At 58.2% G+C, this 15,890-nt stretch carries 14 protein-coding genes; 2 read left to right on the forward strand and 12 right to left on the reverse strand.

Features of this window, described 5'->3' with window-relative positions:
* Positions 1–215: 215 nt before the first annotated feature.
* The 7 genes from ACZ5C3_RS17795 to ACZ5C3_RS17825 all read right to left on the reverse strand — a co-directional run bounded on the left by ACZ5C3_RS17795 (position 216) and on the right by ACZ5C3_RS17825 (position 8,496).
* On the reverse strand, positions 216–602 hold the full coding sequence (locus ACZ5C3_RS17795) for a DUF3224 domain-containing protein (RefSeq protein WP_464031731.1): 387 nt from the start codon (positions 600–602) through the stop codon (positions 216–218).
* 225 nt (positions 603–827) lie between these two features.
* A complete protein-coding gene (locus tag ACZ5C3_RS17800; RefSeq protein WP_464031733.1) occupies positions 828–1,739 on the reverse strand; it encodes an alpha/beta fold hydrolase in 912 nt (303 codons plus the stop codon).
* A gap of 225 nt (positions 1,740–1,964) precedes the next feature.
* The gene (locus ACZ5C3_RS17805; protein ID WP_464031735.1) at positions 1,965–3,920 is read right to left on the reverse strand and encodes a phospholipase C; all 1,956 of its coding nucleotides are present in this window, start codon (positions 3,918–3,920) and stop codon (positions 1,965–1,967) included.
* A 275-nt stretch (positions 3,921–4,195) separates the two neighbouring features.
* Positions 4,196–5,581 (reverse strand): cytochrome c peroxidase, encoded by a 1,386-nt coding sequence (locus ACZ5C3_RS17810; protein ID WP_464031736.1) that lies wholly within the window; start codon positions 5,579–5,581, stop codon positions 4,196–4,198.
* A gap of 310 nt (positions 5,582–5,891) precedes the next feature.
* Positions 5,892–6,932, reverse strand: a complete 1,041-nt coding sequence (locus ACZ5C3_RS17815; RefSeq protein ID WP_464031738.1) for a Bug family tripartite tricarboxylate transporter substrate binding protein — start codon at positions 6,930–6,932, stop codon at positions 5,892–5,894.
* A gap of 28 nt (positions 6,933–6,960) precedes the next feature.
* Positions 6,961–7,872, reverse strand: coding sequence for a fumarylacetoacetate hydrolase family protein (locus ACZ5C3_RS17820; RefSeq protein WP_464031739.1), 912 nt, complete (start codon positions 7,870–7,872; stop codon positions 6,961–6,963).
* A 111-nt stretch (positions 7,873–7,983) separates the two neighbouring features.
* The gene (locus tag ACZ5C3_RS17825; protein WP_464031741.1) at positions 7,984–8,496 is read right to left on the reverse strand and encodes a RidA family protein; all 513 of its coding nucleotides are present in this window, start codon (positions 8,494–8,496) and stop codon (positions 7,984–7,986) included.
* 21 nt (positions 8,497–8,517) lie between these two features.
* On the opposite strand from ACZ5C3_RS17825, the gene ACZ5C3_RS17830 reads away from it, so the two are divergent.
* Positions 8,518–9,201 (forward strand): GntR family transcriptional regulator, encoded by a 684-nt coding sequence (locus ACZ5C3_RS17830; RefSeq protein ID WP_464044191.1) that lies wholly within the window; start codon positions 8,518–8,520, stop codon positions 9,199–9,201.
* A 143-nt stretch (positions 9,202–9,344) separates the two neighbouring features.
* Here the strand turns inward: ACZ5C3_RS17830 and guaA are convergent, their stop codons facing one another.
* The 3 genes from guaA to ACZ5C3_RS17845 form a co-directional block, all read right to left on the reverse strand.
* On the reverse strand, positions 9,345–10,940 hold the full coding sequence (guaA, locus tag ACZ5C3_RS17835; protein WP_464031745.1) for a glutamine-hydrolyzing GMP synthase: 1,596 nt from the start codon (positions 10,938–10,940) through the stop codon (positions 9,345–9,347).
* Positions 10,941–11,036: 96 nt separating this feature from the next.
* Positions 11,037–12,335 carry an RsmB/NOP family class I SAM-dependent RNA methyltransferase gene (locus ACZ5C3_RS17840; protein ID WP_464031747.1) on the reverse strand — a complete coding sequence of 433 codons (1,299 nt, stop codon included), beginning with the start codon at positions 12,333–12,335 and terminating at the stop codon, positions 11,037–11,039.
* A 224-nt stretch (positions 12,336–12,559) separates the two neighbouring features.
* The gene (locus tag ACZ5C3_RS17845) at positions 12,560–12,904 is read right to left on the reverse strand and encodes a hypothetical protein (RefSeq protein WP_464031749.1); all 345 of its coding nucleotides are present in this window, start codon (positions 12,902–12,904) and stop codon (positions 12,560–12,562) included.
* Between the two features lie 183 nt (positions 12,905–13,087).
* On the opposite strand from ACZ5C3_RS17845, the gene ACZ5C3_RS17850 reads away from it, so the two are divergent.
* Positions 13,088–13,975, forward strand: a complete 888-nt coding sequence (locus ACZ5C3_RS17850; protein ID WP_464031751.1) for a tetratricopeptide repeat protein — start codon at positions 13,088–13,090, stop codon at positions 13,973–13,975.
* A gap of 57 nt (positions 13,976–14,032) precedes the next feature.
* Here ACZ5C3_RS17850 and ACZ5C3_RS17855 read toward each other — a convergent pair whose 3' ends face one another.
* On the reverse strand, positions 14,033–15,067 hold the full coding sequence (locus ACZ5C3_RS17855) for an NADP-dependent oxidoreductase (protein WP_464031753.1): 1,035 nt from the start codon (positions 15,065–15,067) through the stop codon (positions 14,033–14,035).
* A 133-nt stretch (positions 15,068–15,200) separates the two neighbouring features.
* Positions 15,201–15,824, reverse strand: coding sequence for a hypothetical protein (locus ACZ5C3_RS17860; RefSeq protein WP_464031754.1), 624 nt, complete (start codon positions 15,822–15,824; stop codon positions 15,201–15,203).
* Positions 15,825–15,890: the final 66 nt, after the last annotated feature.

The following is a 15,890-nucleotide window of genomic DNA, read 5'->3' on the forward strand; positions in this document are numbered from 1 at the left end:
AGCGTCTCATGAACGGAATCGGCGAAAATCTCAGGATGAGTATCGAGGAACCCGGACAGCCGTCAAAAGGCGTCCAGACCGTCACCGTCACGACCGAAGGCGACGACCTATACTTTATGTGATTCATTGATGATGACGCCGGAGATCAGCGGTTACACCTCACCGCCTCGTAAACGAGCCGCCTCGGATCGGAAAGCAACGAAGCCAACCGCCGCTTACCGCGGCAGCGCGTACTGGAAGGTGTAGAAGTGCTTTCCGCCCTCGATCTTGATTGTCATCGAACCAATAAGTCCAGCCAGATCGTCAGTCGCTGAATCCGGCACGACCGTTACGGATAAGGTGGGCGTGCCTTTGTCCATCGTTCCGCTGTGCTGAAGCGCGAACGCTCCGCTCTTCCCCGCAAGGGTGCCCGATACTCGCTCCATAGCCACATAGCCAGCCGACCCGCTCACTGAAGTGCGAACGGCAAGCATCTGACCGGTGCTGTTACCGGCAAGGTCGCCGCGAAATGTCTTGCTGATCGCCATGCTACCGACAACCGCATCGGCAGCTCCAATCGGTGTCAGCTGAACGTCGAATTCTCCAGTTGCTGTATGCTCCACCACATTGTCTCCTGTTATGGAGGACGCCTACGATACCATGGCACAAGTGCACTGGCTAAAATCGGAGAACGCCTTCCAGATAATCCAACTTCCTTGCCTTGACGTGCTCCGAATGGCAACCGCCGCCTTATGACAATGCCTTGATCTCTGCAGAGAGGTTGGCACCCCCTCGCCTGTGAAGCGTTATGTCATCCATCACGTGGTTCGCGCGATGCGCCCGACACACTAAACGTTCGTGGCAGGAGAGTTAGCCAGGTGTTGATCGGCAAGGAAGAACTGCCGTAGTTCCTTGGCTATCAGCTCCGGCCTCCCATCGTCTTCAGGACCGTCATGACCGAGCGCTGGAAACGTTTTACGTGTGACGGATGGCAACGTCGCCTCAAGCCCATCAAGCGCCACCTTCAGGAAAGAAGGACTCTTTCCACCTCCCAAAAGAAGAATTGGGGTCCGAAGGAGCCGATAGTCCTGCAGCGTGTCCGTCATCTCGCTCACGATGTGCATATCGAAGCGCATCGTGGGGATCAACGAGCGTATTGTTACGTCATCGCCCGGTGGATCGCGCTGCAATTTCATGATCAGGGCCATCGGAGGTACGAGAATAAATCGCGGTAGCCTGCTGAACAAAGGCTCGGTGCCGATGCCTTTCAGAGCCGTGACGACGGCGGCCGCTGTTTTCCCTTGAGCCAGTTCACGCTCGTATCGAGAAACCCAGCCTGTAGGAGCTGAGCCTTTGATAGACAGCGGCGGTTCATAGAGGGCGATCCTTTGAACCTCGGAATTGGCTAAAGCGGCTTTTAGCACCACAAGACCACCCGCACTCAAGCCAAAGAGAGAACAGGCTCCCGTCTTGGCCATCAGTGCCTCAATGTCTTCGACCTCTCGCATGACACTGAAGTGATCGCCGTGCGCTCCGCTCATGCCTCGCCCGCGCCTATCCGGCAAGTACACTGTGAATGTATCGCAAAGGCTTGCCGCCAGTTTCATAAAGTCTTGCGACGACTTCATGCCACCATGCACAAGAATGAGCCCTGGACCATGGCCCAGTTGTCGATAGCCTATCGTGGTCCCGTCCCTCGAGGTGACGAAGTCTTTTTTATAGTCGCCGAAGTCCGGCCCATTATCGACATCGATGGACATTTCTCAGCCGCCGATTCTACGCTGTTCTATCCTGGGTACCCTTCGTATACCCTCTCACTCCCACTCAAATGTTTAAATTGCTCTAAGCCTTTGAAAACCTCCAAAGGCGGAGGAAACGAGCGAACACCATGCTTCCCAAAGAAGACGCCGGCCGAACCAGAAGGTCCGACCGGCGCTACTCTTGCTTCATCTTTCAGTGCAGGACCGATGTGTCCTACATGATCATCACTGCGATGCGGCCTGCGTGAAATCAAACATGTCGAACAGATCACCGATCGCCGGCATATTCGTTGGCACCCACAGGTTCGTCTGATCCATGACGGGATTTGGCAGGTTATCTCGGCTGCGATCCGAAATCTTGTCGAGGTGCCAATTCCGTTCAATGAATTTCAAGACCGAAACCTGGTCGTTGTAAGAATGCGACACGTGGCCTCCCGTGGAGTACGGGGAGATCACCAACATCGGCATGCGCGGGCCATCGCCGAAGAAATCGAGCGGCTGAATGAAACCGCTGTCATACAGGCCGCCGCTCTCGTCGAACGAGACGATAATGACGGTATCGGCAAACAACTGCTTATTGGCCGTTGTGTGATCGACGACGTTCTGGACGAATTCCTCCAGCAGGCTGACCTTGCCGCTGCCGGGATGGCCCTGAAGCGCGCCGTCCGGCTTGACGAAGGTGACCGCGGGCAGATTTCCGCTGTCGATGTCATCAAACAGATTGTTCGAGACGTCCTTCAGATGCGCTGCACGCGCATTCGCATCCGCCATGACCGACTTCGAGTACTGGAACGGATTGGTATGATCGCCATATCCGGCCCGGATGACTTGATTGAAGATGTCGGTGGCGCCCCCGGCGACCGCGACCGCGGAATCATAGCCGCCAGCGTACCATGCCCACGAGACATTCTTGTCGTTCAGTGCATCGCCGATATGGCGCTGAAGCACCGGCGGTAGCGTCGTTGACGTTGCCGGCACTAACGCGCCGCTGGCGTCATATGGCGGGTCGGCGTCGCGGGTCGGGTAGTACGTATGCGCCGCACAGTTCGGGCCGACGAAATAGGGAAGCGACGCGAGATAGGTGTGGAATTCGCCAACGCCGGGCTGGTTCGGATCGCTGCAATTCACCCACGTCCCATTGTTCTGGTAGGTGTTGATGCTACCGATCACGGGGTTCGCGTTATGGATGCCGTTGGCGGGAGGAGCCGCCGGACGGCCCTTCGCATCGCTGTAGAAGGCGTTATCACCATAGGCAATTCCAATGGCGCCGGTCACGGACCCACCCATGATCGCCTGATGGAAGTTGTCCGACAGCGTGTATTTGTCGGCGAGCGCCTTGAAGATCGGTGCGTCGCCGGTCGTCATGTTGAAGAAAGCCATATCCTGACCGCCGTCAGTCGGCGTCTGTGTCGGCAAGGTCCCGTTCGTGGTAGCGACGAACGGATAAAGATCGTGCAAACAGCCGGTTGGATTCTCCGGCGTCGCGTTCTTCATGCTGCAGTCGTTCTGCTGCCACATCTGGAACAACTGGTGGATCGTGTCGCCCTCATACGCGTCATAGGCCAGCGTCGGACCGGTCTGCTGGAAAGGTCCCGCGGGCAAACGATTGACGCCCGGGATACGGGTATCCGGACCGTTCTTGGGAATTGAACCGGTACCGCCCGTCGCGAGAGTGATTTGGTCATCGAGCGGCAAAGAAGGATCGCCTTCTGGGAACGCCGCGGTCGGATTGCCGTGTGCATCGACGATGCCGAATTCGACACCAACACCCGCAGGCTGTGCGGATGAAATCGTTGGCACAGGCAAGAACGTGTAAGGGCTTTTGTGGAGCGGGCTCAGGACAAACCGGCCAGCGCTCGCTGTCATCTGATACTGCTGACCCTTGGCGAAATTCTTGCCCGGGGTGCCATCCTCATTGACGATGCCCTGGGAGAGCAAATTCCAGATCTTCTGATTATTCTTCGGCTTGTACGTACCGAAGACGTTATCGAAGCTGCGATTTTCGCCGACGATGTAAATGATGTGCTTGATCGGTGTTTCGGTGGCAATGTTTTCCGGCTTTGATGTGGCGGCTGCTTCCGCCTTTGCCGCTTTGGCGGCGAATGCAGAATTGCCTTCACCGTGGGGCAGCAGCGCGCCGCCAAGGCCTATGAGTGCGGTTGCAGAAACACCGGCGATCATTCGCAGCCGGCTCCTTCCGCGAAACGTGTGTGGGAGCATGCGTCTATCTTTCTAAGAGTAATCGTCGTTCAAGACGAACGATCCGCACGTCCTAGTCGCAATCGATGACAGTACCCGCTCAAATTCTTGCAGCATTTGCGAATGAATGATGACACGGCTTCGCGACATAACGACGCGCATGCACATCACGCCGCGCGCATGATGCACTGTTGACACGCGCTCGCACATCGTCGGCAGTCGTCAGGATGTGATGGTTGCGCGCGACCGGCGCGTACTCAGTCGGCTTGCTTTGAGGGCTGTTTATCCGGCTGCAGAAGCCGTCGCAGCGCCGCGTAGTGCGCGTCGTGCACGACCGGGTTGAATAACGACCATGGCGCCGCGGTGTTGACGATGGCCGGTACTGCAGCGTTCATGAGTCGATCGTAGGTTCTGTATTCAGCAGTCGCGGCATTGTAATCTCCGGACGCGGCATCGTCACCAATGCGCCGCAACGTCAGGACGACCTCCTTGAGAGCCATGCGCGCGAGATTGCGTTGCTTCACGCCTCCCGACACGATGGTGTTCTTTCGATCCGGTACGCGCTCGGTGAGCTCACGCAATTCACCGCCCACCGTATCGACCACGAGGTCGATGGTGGCGTTGTCGTGTTCCGGAATTGCTTTCGCCAGAACGCTGACGAAGCCGGAGATCTCTTGCAGCCGGGTGGCCGCACCATCGCGATCATAGGCCTGCACGCCGTCTCCGACAGCGGTCAAATAGGCAACGAGATCTGCCTTGTCCTGAGCCGACAACCCGAGTTCGAATTTGTTGTCGAAGTGTCCCACCACCTGGTCGTAGGTATCGTACCGCCCATCGTGAAAGTAAGGCGCATTGAAATCCGCATTCAATAAAGTGGGCGTCTTGTACAAACCGCCCGTCCCGATATCGTGTTGCTTGTGATCGAGAAAGGCATTCGCCGGATCATGGCAGCCTGCGCAACTGAGACCGGGATCATGCGGGAAAGGCTTGCGGAAAAGCACCTCTCCGCGACGTTCTGCATCGTTCGTCTCAGTGGTCAACTTTCCACCAGGGCCGAGACTCGGGTTGGGCAGAAAATCGATATCCTGGATGTAGGCCACCAGGGCATCAAGTATTGCTGGAGATGGCTCGGGGCCCGCGAACTCGACCACGACAACGTTGCGGACGAAATCGCGCAGCGATGCTGTTCGCCCGTCGTTTCCGTAAGGCGCAAGGTAGCGCGCGCCACGCAAGCTCGGGATTCGCACCGGATCGAGAGCGAGATTGTTTGCTTTCGGGTTGAACAGAGCGCCGGATGTATCAAAATTGCCGGGCCGGGTCGACATCCCCGGGATGAATAGTTTGGGATTTGATGCGCCGTTGACGTGGCACGTGCCGCAACTGATCCCTGCCTGCCGCGCCGCGCCCCCCAGAATACTGGGCGCGTTGAATGCCATATCTCCGAGGTTCACCAGATGCGACCTGCGACCTCCCATGGCCTCGGAATGAAACACCTCGCGCGGAAGATCGAGCGCATCCTCGTTCAACTCACTTCCGGCGGGTAAAGTCGTTTGGTTGCCGTCAACCGGAAACGCAAAGGTCTGTTGGACAGCCAAGGCCATGACAATAGAAAACGCCACAACCAAGCACGCTCGAACAATCACTCACCACTCCCCAACTGCAGGCATACGCGTAAGCGGTCCTTCTATCTGCGTTGGCTTGACTGTTTCGTGACAAACTCGGGCGCCCTCTCCTTTCGCAGTCACAGTCTCGCGAGTGTCGTCAATTCCGTTCGATACACACACCAACGGCCGGATCCTTGGTACGGGCGCGTGTTAGCATCGTGGTCTCTGCACGGGCGCATTGGGAGAAAATGCTCGCGCGGGTACGCCGCTTGCCCTTTATCGACTCCTTTGGGCAGCAGAACGCGATAGAGCGCAAATTGGTCAGCAAACCCGCGCCTTATACCGTCGCCTACTTAAGGGCGCCTGCGACCGCCGGGAGCGCCAACGCTTCCCCGTATTTCGCATCTTCGGCTTTCAGGTAGTCGGCATATTCAGCTTGCGTTGAACCGATCGGGTCAATGCCCAGCAGACGCAGCTTCGCCTGCACCTCTGGCTCCTGGAGTGCAGCGTGAATCGCCGCATTCCACTTGTCGATAATCGGCTGCGGCGTACCGGAGCGTACCATCACACCGTAGAACGAGCGGGAGGCGAAGTCCTTCATGCCAAGCTCTTGCAGGGTCGGCACGTCCGGCAGTTCCGGCGAACGCTTTGACCCGGCGATCGCGAGAATCCGCAGATTGTCAGACTTCAGGCTTTCGTCGACATGGTCGGCGAACATGGCATCGACATGACCTCCAAGCAGATCGGTCATCGCCGGCGCATTTCCCTTGTAGGGAACGTGCGTCATGTTCAGCCCCAACCGGTTCAGAAACAGCTCGAAGCCAAGATGGGACGACGAGCCAGCGCCGAACGACGCGAAGGTAGCGTCGCCGTTCCTGGACTTCACCCAGGCGACGAACTCGGCAAATGTCTTAACTGGCAGCTTCGCACTCACAACGAGAACGTGGTCCGACGAAGCGGCAAGCGACACCGGCACAAAATCTTTCTGCGAATCGTAAGGCAAGTTCGGCATCATCCGCGCGGAGATGATGAAGCTGGCCGTGTTGACATACACCGTGTAGCCGTCGGCCGGAGCCCGTGCCACCGTAGCCGAGGCGATCGTCGTGCCGCCACCCGTCCTGTTTTCCGGAACGATGATCGCCTTCCAGTCCGCTGCGATGGCGTCGGCCAGCGTGCGGCCCGTGACGTCTGTGCCACCGCCAGGGGCCAAAGGGATAATCAGCTTGATCGGCCGGTCCGGATAGGTCTCTGCCCGAGCTTGTGTCGAGGTCATCGCGACTAAAAACCCTAAGACCGCAAGCCCCGCCGTTACAACCAGCTTCCGTTTGAGTATGGAGCGCGGGCCGATAGCTTCTGTCGTCCCATTCGGCTGAATGATTTGCTTCGCCATATTCGCCCCCAACATGAATTTGACTATGCTAAGACATCGTCGACGTAGCTATGCGGTTCGTCAGCATTCCGATTCCGCCGATTTCGCATTGCACGACATCGCCGGGGACCAGGAAGCTCGGAGGCTGTCGTGCATAGCCGACACCCGAAGGCGTCCCCGTCGCGATGATGTCGCCCGCCTCAAGCGTCATGCCGCGGGACAAATCCGTGATAATCCGCGGCAGATCGAAGATCATCTGCGCGGTCGTCGATTCCTGGCGGAGCTCGCCATTCACGGACAGCCGGATCGTCAGTTGCTGCGGATCGGAGATCTCCTCGCGATGGACGATCCATGGACCAAAGGGACACGAGGAATCGAGGCCCTTGCCCTTGAACCACTGATCGTGGCGGCGCTGCAAATCGCGGGCGGTGAGATCGTTGATGATCGAATAGCCGAAGATATGATCCAGCGCATCGCCTGGAGCGATGTTGCGGCCGGTCTTCCCGATGATCACAGCAAGTTCGACCTCGTAATCGAGCTTTTCCATGACGTCCGCCTGGAAGCGGATCTCGGCACCCGGCCCTACCACTGCCGTCGGCGGCTTGGTGAAGAATTGGGGATGCTGCGGCAGCTTAAGATCGAGACCTTGGGCGCTGTAGCCCTCGGCGACGTGCTCCATGTAGTTTCGGCCGACGCAGAAGACGTTCTTGGCAGGCCGGGGGATGGGCGCAAGAAGGCGGCAACGGGACGCGTCGATCAGCGCGCCCTGCGGAGAGCTTCCGCTATCGAGAACCTGCTTCAGGATGCCGATCGTTCTGTCGTTGTTCGCGATGATCGACAGCACGCTCGTGAAAAGGTTGCGGTCGGCCGCTGGGACGACCTGTCCGATGTCGAGAATGCCGTCTGCGAGCCACAGTCCCGGTTTCGCCGTGCCCTCAAGTTCAAAGGTCACAAATTTCATAAGGCTTCCCATGTGTGGAGGATCGGGGACGAGCAACGACTCGTGCTCGATCGACATCAAAGAGCCTCCGCAGCACCTCGACTGCGATGGCGTGCGGCATCTCCGATCATCTCAGGAGGCAGAAGGCTTGGCGTGCGGCACATAAGCAACGGCCTCGATTTCCACCAAGATGTCGGGCCGCATGACTTCTGCGCGAAAGCACGTGCTGATCGTCGCTGACGAGCGAAAGTATTCCGCCCGCACCGCATTCATTTTTCGATAGTCTTCGGGATTCTTGAGCATGATAACGACTTTATAGATGTCGTCCATTGTACCGCCGACGGCTTCGACGCATTTCTTGATATTGTCGAGCGTCAAGCGCGTCTGCTCTTCGATGGAGGGCGGCACGAAGCGCTCGTAATAGTCGCCGCTGATGTGGCTCAACGCTGTCGTACCGGCAATATGGAGATGCCCATCGATCAAGATGGCTCGGGAGAACGGCCCCACGGCTTCCGCCATTCCCCTTGGCTGGATGATTTGCTTGGGCATATTTCCACCTGCCGGACTTCTATTTGAATATTGTGTGGCCGTATCATAAATTCGAAAAAAATGGCTCTGCAAGCTTTTTTTCGAAAAAAAATCCATTCATTCCGATTGAGACGCAAGATGAGCGAGAGCTTCCATACCGAGACCGCCTCGGGCACCGAAACGCTCGCGACGGTCGTCTACAAGCGAATCCGCCAGGACATCATCGCCGGTGCCCTGTCGCCCGGTCAGAAGCTGCGGATGGCGGAGATGTGCGACCGCTATGGAATCGGCCTTAGCCCGATGCGGGAAGCGCTCAGCCGGTTAGGCAAAGAAGGGCTGGTCCTTCAGAGCGACCGGAGAGGGTTCTTCGTTACGACCATCAATCGAGAGGATTTGGACGAACTTATTCGCTCACGATGCTTGCTCTATGAGGTCGCCGTCCGCGAGTCGGTCAGGAATGGCGACGCCGCCTGGGAAGATGCCGTTATTCTTTCGTTTCACAGACTTGAATCTGTGACTCAGCGCGATGTTGGCGGTGACGGAGGCAATAGCGACTACGACGTCTGGCACCGGAAATTCCATACAGCGTTGATATCGGCTTGCAAGTCTCGATGGATCATCGCGTATTGCGAACAACTCTTCGATCAGTCGGAGAGATACCGGATCATGTCCCGCTCATCGAAACTGTCACGCGATGTGAATAGCGAACATCGGAACATCATGACCGCCGCCTTAAAAAGGGATATCGGCTTGTCGACCCACTTGCTGCTGGAGCACATCAAAAAGACGGGCGAGCTGTTTGTTACCAAAAATTCGATCTGACGTCTGCGAAATCGGACATCATGCGACGTTATCCTGACCTTGGAGCGCGACTGTCCCGTCCGCAACACTTCTGGAATACGCCAAGCGCTTTGGAATGGATTCACGTGCCGCGCGAACCTACGTTATCGCCGCGGGCTTGCCCCCTATTCCCACTCGATCGTGCCGGGCGGTTTTGACGTGACGTCGTAGACCACACGGTTCACGCCCTTCACTTCGTTGATAATGCGTGTCGCAGTCTCGCCGAGGAATTTCATGTCGAACGGATAGAAATCCGCAGTCATGCCGTCGGTGGATGTCACGGCGCGTAAGCCGACCACGTGCTCGTAGGTGCGGCCATCGCCCATCACGCCCACGGTCTTCACTGGCAGCAGCACTGCAAACGCCTGCCAGATGGTGTCGTAAAGGCCAGCCTTGCGGATCTGGTCGATATAGACGGCATCGGCGTTGCGCAGGATGTCAAGCTTTTCGCGCGTGATGTCGCCGGGGCAACGGATCGCGAGGCCAGGTCCCGGGAACGGATGCCGGCCGACGAACACATCCGGCAGGCCCAGTTCACGGCCGAGCGCACGCACCTCGTCCTTGAACAGTTCACGGAGGGGTTCAACGAGCTTCATGTTCATGCGCGCGGGCAAGCCACCGACATTGTGGTGCGACTTGATCGTCACTGATGGGCCGCCCGTGAACGACACGCTTTCGATGACGTCAGGATACAGAGTGCCTTGAGCGAGGAAATCCGCGCCACCGATCTTCTTCGCCTCTTCATCGAACACGTCGATGAACAAGCGGCCGATGGTCTTGCGCTTGACCTCCGGGTCGGTGACGCCTTCGAGTTCGCCAAGGAATTTGTCCGAGGCATCAACATGCACCAGCGGGATGTTGTAGTGGTGCCGGAAGAGATCAACGACGGTCTTGGCTTCGTTGAGCCGCAGCATGCCGTGATCGACGAACACGCACGTGAGCTGATCGCCAATCGCTTCGTGAATGAGGATCGCTGCGACGGATGAATCGACGCCGCCGGAGAGGCCGCAGATCACCCGCCCCTTGCCGACCTGCGCGCGGATCTTCTCGATCGCTTCCTCGCGGAAGGCACGCATGGTCCAATCGCCTTTGAGGCCAGCGACGTTGCGCACGAAATTACGGATCAGCTTTGCGCCATCCGGCGTGTGCACGACCTCGGGATGGAATTGCATTGCGTAGAATTTGCGCTTGTCATCGGCGATGACGGAGATGGGCGAGCCGGGAGCTTTGGCGACACCGCGAAACCCGTCGGGCAACTTGGTGACACGGTCGCCATGGCTCATCCAGACGTCGTATTTGCCGCCCTTCTGCCAGACCCCGTCGAACAGCGCACAATCATCAGTGACTTCGATCGTGGCACGTCCGAACTCGCGATGATGGCCGCCTTCCACTGTGCCGCCGAGTTGCTGCGCCATGGTCTGCTCGCCATAGCAGATGCCGAGCACCGGGACGCCTGCCGTCAGGATCGAGAGCGGCACCGAAGGCGCATCCTTGTCCAACACCGAAGCCGGCCCGCCGGAGAGGATCACTGCCCTGGGCTTCATGTCCTGAAAGGCCGACTCGGCCTTCTGAAATGGCACGATTTCGGAATACACCCCATCCTCGCGAACCCGCCGCGCGATGAGCTGCGTCACCTGCGAGCCGAAATCGACGATGAGAATCTTTTCGTGGGCGGCCGCCACATCGGGCGTCGCTGAGCTGGTCTGGCTGTGCGCTGTCATAGACAGGAATTACGCGAGCCGGGGCCGCATCGCAATGGGTTCCTGCGCTGAACTGGAGAGCTATTCCACCGCTTCCTTGACGTTACCCGGCGGCTCCTAACCCCGGGTCAGGATCGCTGCGAAAAACCCATCTGTGCCGGTCCGGCGCGGAGTCATCAGCAGCCCCTCGTCCGATTGCAATGTGGCCTTCGTGAAGTCCGCAGCCTGTTCGCCCAGTACCGCGACCGTCTGTGCGGGCGGGACAATCTTGAATTCCGGGTGCCGTCCGACGAAGGCTTTCACCTGTTCGGTGTTCTCCTGCGGCAGAACCGAGCAGGTGATATAAGCCACCCGCCCACCAGGCTTCACCAATAACGCTGCCCGATCAAGCACTTCGATCTGATCTTTGATCCGGACCTCAAGCGCGCCGGGACGCATCCGCCATTTGGAATCCGGATTCCGCCGCCACGTCCCGGTTCCGGTGCACGGCGCATCGATGACCACCAGATCTGCCGACGCCTTGATATCGGCCAGCGTATCGTCGGGGCCCCTTGGGGTACGGACGTCGGCGTTGTGCACGCCGGCGCGAGATAGCCGCTCATGGATCGGCGCAAGCTGACGCTTGTCACGGTCCGTGGCGATCAGGCGCCCCTTGCCCTGCATCATGGCAGCCAAAGCCAGTGTCTTGCCGCCGGCTCCGGCGCACATGTCGATGACTTGTTCTCCGGGCTTTGCATCGGTCAGCAACGCCGCAAGCTGCGAGCCTTCATCCTGAACCTCAACGCCGCCCTTGATGAAGACCTCTTCGGCATGGATGCCGGGGTTGCGCGCATCCGCACCGAGGTCGATGCGGATTCCCAGCGGCGACCATGGCGTCGGCCTCGCGCCGAGGTGCGCGATGGACGACAACGCCTTCTCACGTTTTGCCCTGAGTGTGTTGACACGCAGATCGAGCGGCGCGCGGCTAGCCATCGCAGTCGCCTCCTCCGTCCGCTCATCTCCGAAAACTTGAATCAAATGCGGATCAAGCCACTCGGGATAATCACCCGCAACATGCGCAGGAGCGCCGTTCAGCGAGCGCGACGTCAGTGCAGTACGCTCCGCTGCTGACAGTGGCTCCGGCGCGAAGCGCTCGCCGCTGCACAGCGCCGCAATCGCGTCGGTGTTAAGACCGCGCTCGAGCTTCAAAATGCCGAGCAATCGCGCGCGCGACGTGTCAGCGTCCATCAGGTAACCACTTGAGGACCGGCGGCGGAGAACATCGAAAACGAGACCAGCAATAGCAGCGCGGTCACCGGAGCCTGCGAACCGATGCGCCGTCCCCCATTCCTTCAGCGCGTTGGCCGCGGGAACGCGTTGTGCGTCGATGGACGACAGAATCTCAATGGCTGCGGACAACCGGGCGGCGGGCGTCATCTCTACTCTTCCTGGAAAGCGGCCGGACAAACAGTCCAACGCCAGACGCTCACTAGTGGAGCGGATTTGACATTCGCCACTGATCGCGCCGCGGGTTCGTTCGGCGAATGTCAAATCCAAAGCTCCACTAGCAGCTTATATTTGCTAGTGGTTCTTTGATTCTAACATCAACGGTACCCGCCGAAACGGGATGCAAATGTTAGAATCGAACCACTAGCCGCCCCTCAGATCAGAAACAAGACACGGATCGCGAAATAGAGCCACATGGCTAGCAAAACCAGTGCACCAGCCACGAAAAACAGCGATCCGCGTGCTTCGGAAGCCGAAACCAGAAATCCCGCCTGGCATATCTGCACGACCACAAACACCCAGGCGAGCATCACAACGATCAGATCCGCGTGGCGCGTTTGGATCGCCAATGCGACCAGAACGTAAAACAGTGTGTGCAGGTGATATCCGAACCAGTCGCCATCCGCAGGCTTCGGCCGTCCGCCTCCACGCCAGAAAATCAAGAGAAACGTCAGGCCGACCAACACGAACGTTGGCACCAAAATCATCTGAATCAGCATGAAGTATTTCCTAAAACTTAAAACGCGTTGAGGGCCGTAAGGATCGGCCGAGATCGCGTTTGAACCTGGCGGAATGATCAAGCGACCAACCGGCGAAAGGTTCCAATCCGCAAGCCACTCGCACGGAAGATGGCGTCGCGAGCCGCGGACAACATGCGACAGGGGCAGCTTCGGGGGATTTGCATGACCAAAACCATTGCGACGATTTCAATCACCAAATCATTTTCTGATTTCTCGTCGGCGATATTTGTTACCGCGGCGCTGCTTGTGGCTGTCCCCGCCCATGCGGCTACAGACAATCTCACCACCTGCGACCGTCTGGCCGCCCACCCCGATGACAAAGACAAACCATCCGACATCAAAGGAAGCTACGACATCGCCAAGGCCGATGTCGCGACCGCTTTGAAAGCTTGCAAAGCAGCCGTGACGGCACCCGATGCGCCACGCCGCGCATGGTTCGAACTCGGGCGAGCATATGAATACAATCGGCAGAAGGCAGATGCCGCGAAAGCTTATCGAAAGGCCGTCGATGCCGGAAACACCACCGCGATGGTCGGGCTTGGAACGCTTCTTGTGAATGGCGACGGCGTGAAGAAGGATGAATCCGAAGCACGCGCCCTGTTCGAGAAGGCAGCGAACGCCGGCGACGTCATGGGAATGAGCAACCTTGGCGCTCTTTATGGAGCGGGCCTCGGTGTACCGGAGGACTTCACGACCGCTCGCAACTGGTATGAGAAGGCTGCCGCCGCGGATTCCAGCGAAGCCATGTTCCAACTCGGATTGATGACACAGGACGGTGACGGCGGCCCGAAAGATGATGCCGCGGCGAAAATCTGGTTCGAGAAAGCTGCCGAGCATAACCACGGCGGCGCCCTCGAACGGCTTGGCGCCTATGCGGAGGAAGGCCGTGCCGGACAGAAAGATGAAAAAACTGCGATAGCGTTCTACAAAAGGGCCGCGGATTTCGGCAGTGACGACGCGGCAGATGCGTTGCAGCGCCTGCGATGCAAGTTCACAATGAAGGACAAAGACGGCAAGGTCGTTGGCAACATTTGCTACACGGGCGACTAATCGATTAATTTCCTCACTCTTCGCCTCCGATCAGAGGCGAAGAGTGAGAGAGAACGGTTAGATCTTATCTGGTCCGACGCGAACCAGCTGCTTGCCGAAGTTCGCCCCCTTCAGAAGCCCCATGAAGGCCTGTGGAGCACTTTCAAGACCTTCGGTCACGAATTCGCGATGCTTCACCTTGCCCTCGCGCAACCACTGGGACATGTCGCGAATGAAGTCAGGATACAACGCGTCGAAGTCGCGGACGATGAAGCCACGGAAATTCAGGCGCTTCACCAGGATCGCACGCATAATCGAATTGGCCCAAGGCGGCGTGGGCGTGTCCTTGCCGTAGATCGTGTTGTAATCGGCAATCAGGCCACAGACTGGAATCCGAGAGAACGGATTCAGCAGCGGAAACACCGCGTCGAATACCTTTCCGCCAACGTTCTCGAAATAAACGTCGATTCCTTTCGGGCACGCGTCTTTGAGCTTGCTGGCAAGATCCGGATCGCGATGATCGAGACATTCGTCAAAGCCCAGCTCGTTCTTCACATAGTCGCACTTGTCCTTGCCACCGGCGATGCCGACCGCGCGCGCGCCTTTGACTTTCGCGATCTGTCCGACCGCTGAACCGACGGCTCCGGATGCCGCAGCCACGACCACCGTCTCGCCTGCTTTCGGCTTCCCGATCTCGAGCAGCCCTGTGTAAGCAGTCATGCCCGGCATGCCGAGCACACCGACCGCAGTCGAAATCGGCGCATTCTTTGGATCAACCTTGCGCAGGCCCTTGCCGTCAGAGAGCGCATATTGCTGCCAACCCGAATGAGAAAGAACGATGTCCCCCTTTGCAAACCCGGCGTTGTTCGAAGCGACCACCTCGCACACCGTGCCGCCTTCCATGACGCCGTCCACCGGCACAGGCGCAGAATAGGAAGGACCATCGCTCATCCGGCCGCGCATATAAGGATCGAGCGAAAGCCAGATCGTGCGCAGCAATACCTGCCCCTCGCCCGGCGTCGGCACAGGATAGTCTTCAAGGCGAAAGTTGCTTGGGGTCGGCTCGCCCGTGGGACGGGATGCGAGTACGATACGCTTGGCGGTTTGGGCCATGTTGTTTCCTCGTTATGTCAAAAACTTGAGAGGAGTCTTACCTAACCATCCGCCTGATTGCCAAGTGATGCTGAGAGCCGCTGACGGCATTCAGCAAACGCGGCAGGCATGCCAGCGCATACCTTATGTTTCGCTATGCGGTAATTCTCGCCAGCGCTCCGTCAAACGCCACAGCCGCCTCGGACAAATCCTTGAACGCCAGGATGACGTGTGTCGTTTCGAGATTTTTCTCCGCAAAACCCTGCCTGACCTCTGAGAAGGATTTTCCACCTTCAAGCATTCCTGCAGGTGCAACCACGTGGAATTCATGCGCATCAATCGGCGCATCTTTCGTCAGCCACACACCAAGGCTGACAATGCCGTTGCCACGCCGATGCGAAATATACCGCTCCACAGCGACAGAGCCATCCCTCTGATGGCCACCTAGCTTCGCGTAACCTTGAGAGTCGAGCAGTCGGTGCGCTTTGAAACCCTTTACGCCTTCCGACTTTGCTTTCGCTGTTTCCTCGGAGAGATCGTATTTAGCGGCCATCTCTTTGCCGACCGTAGCAAGCTGCTCCGACATCGCGTGCTCGAACTCCTTCAGTTCTGAGCGGCTTTTTGTCGGCCTGCGTGGTTTCGCAGCGTTGCGCTTCTCAAGCTCGGCCCTGCACTTTTCGACGACGTCAGCAACGGATTTGCGTTCAGCGTTGGCCAGCAGATTTTTCAAATCGGGATCTGAAAGCGCGGCAATTCTCTCGTCTGTCCAATCGACCATGATTTATATCTTCTCAAATTGCTGCAGGATTGGAATCGCCGCGACCATAAGGTCGCGGACATGAGA

This window comes from Afipia dichlorophenoxyacetatis (genome assembly GCF_055386385.1).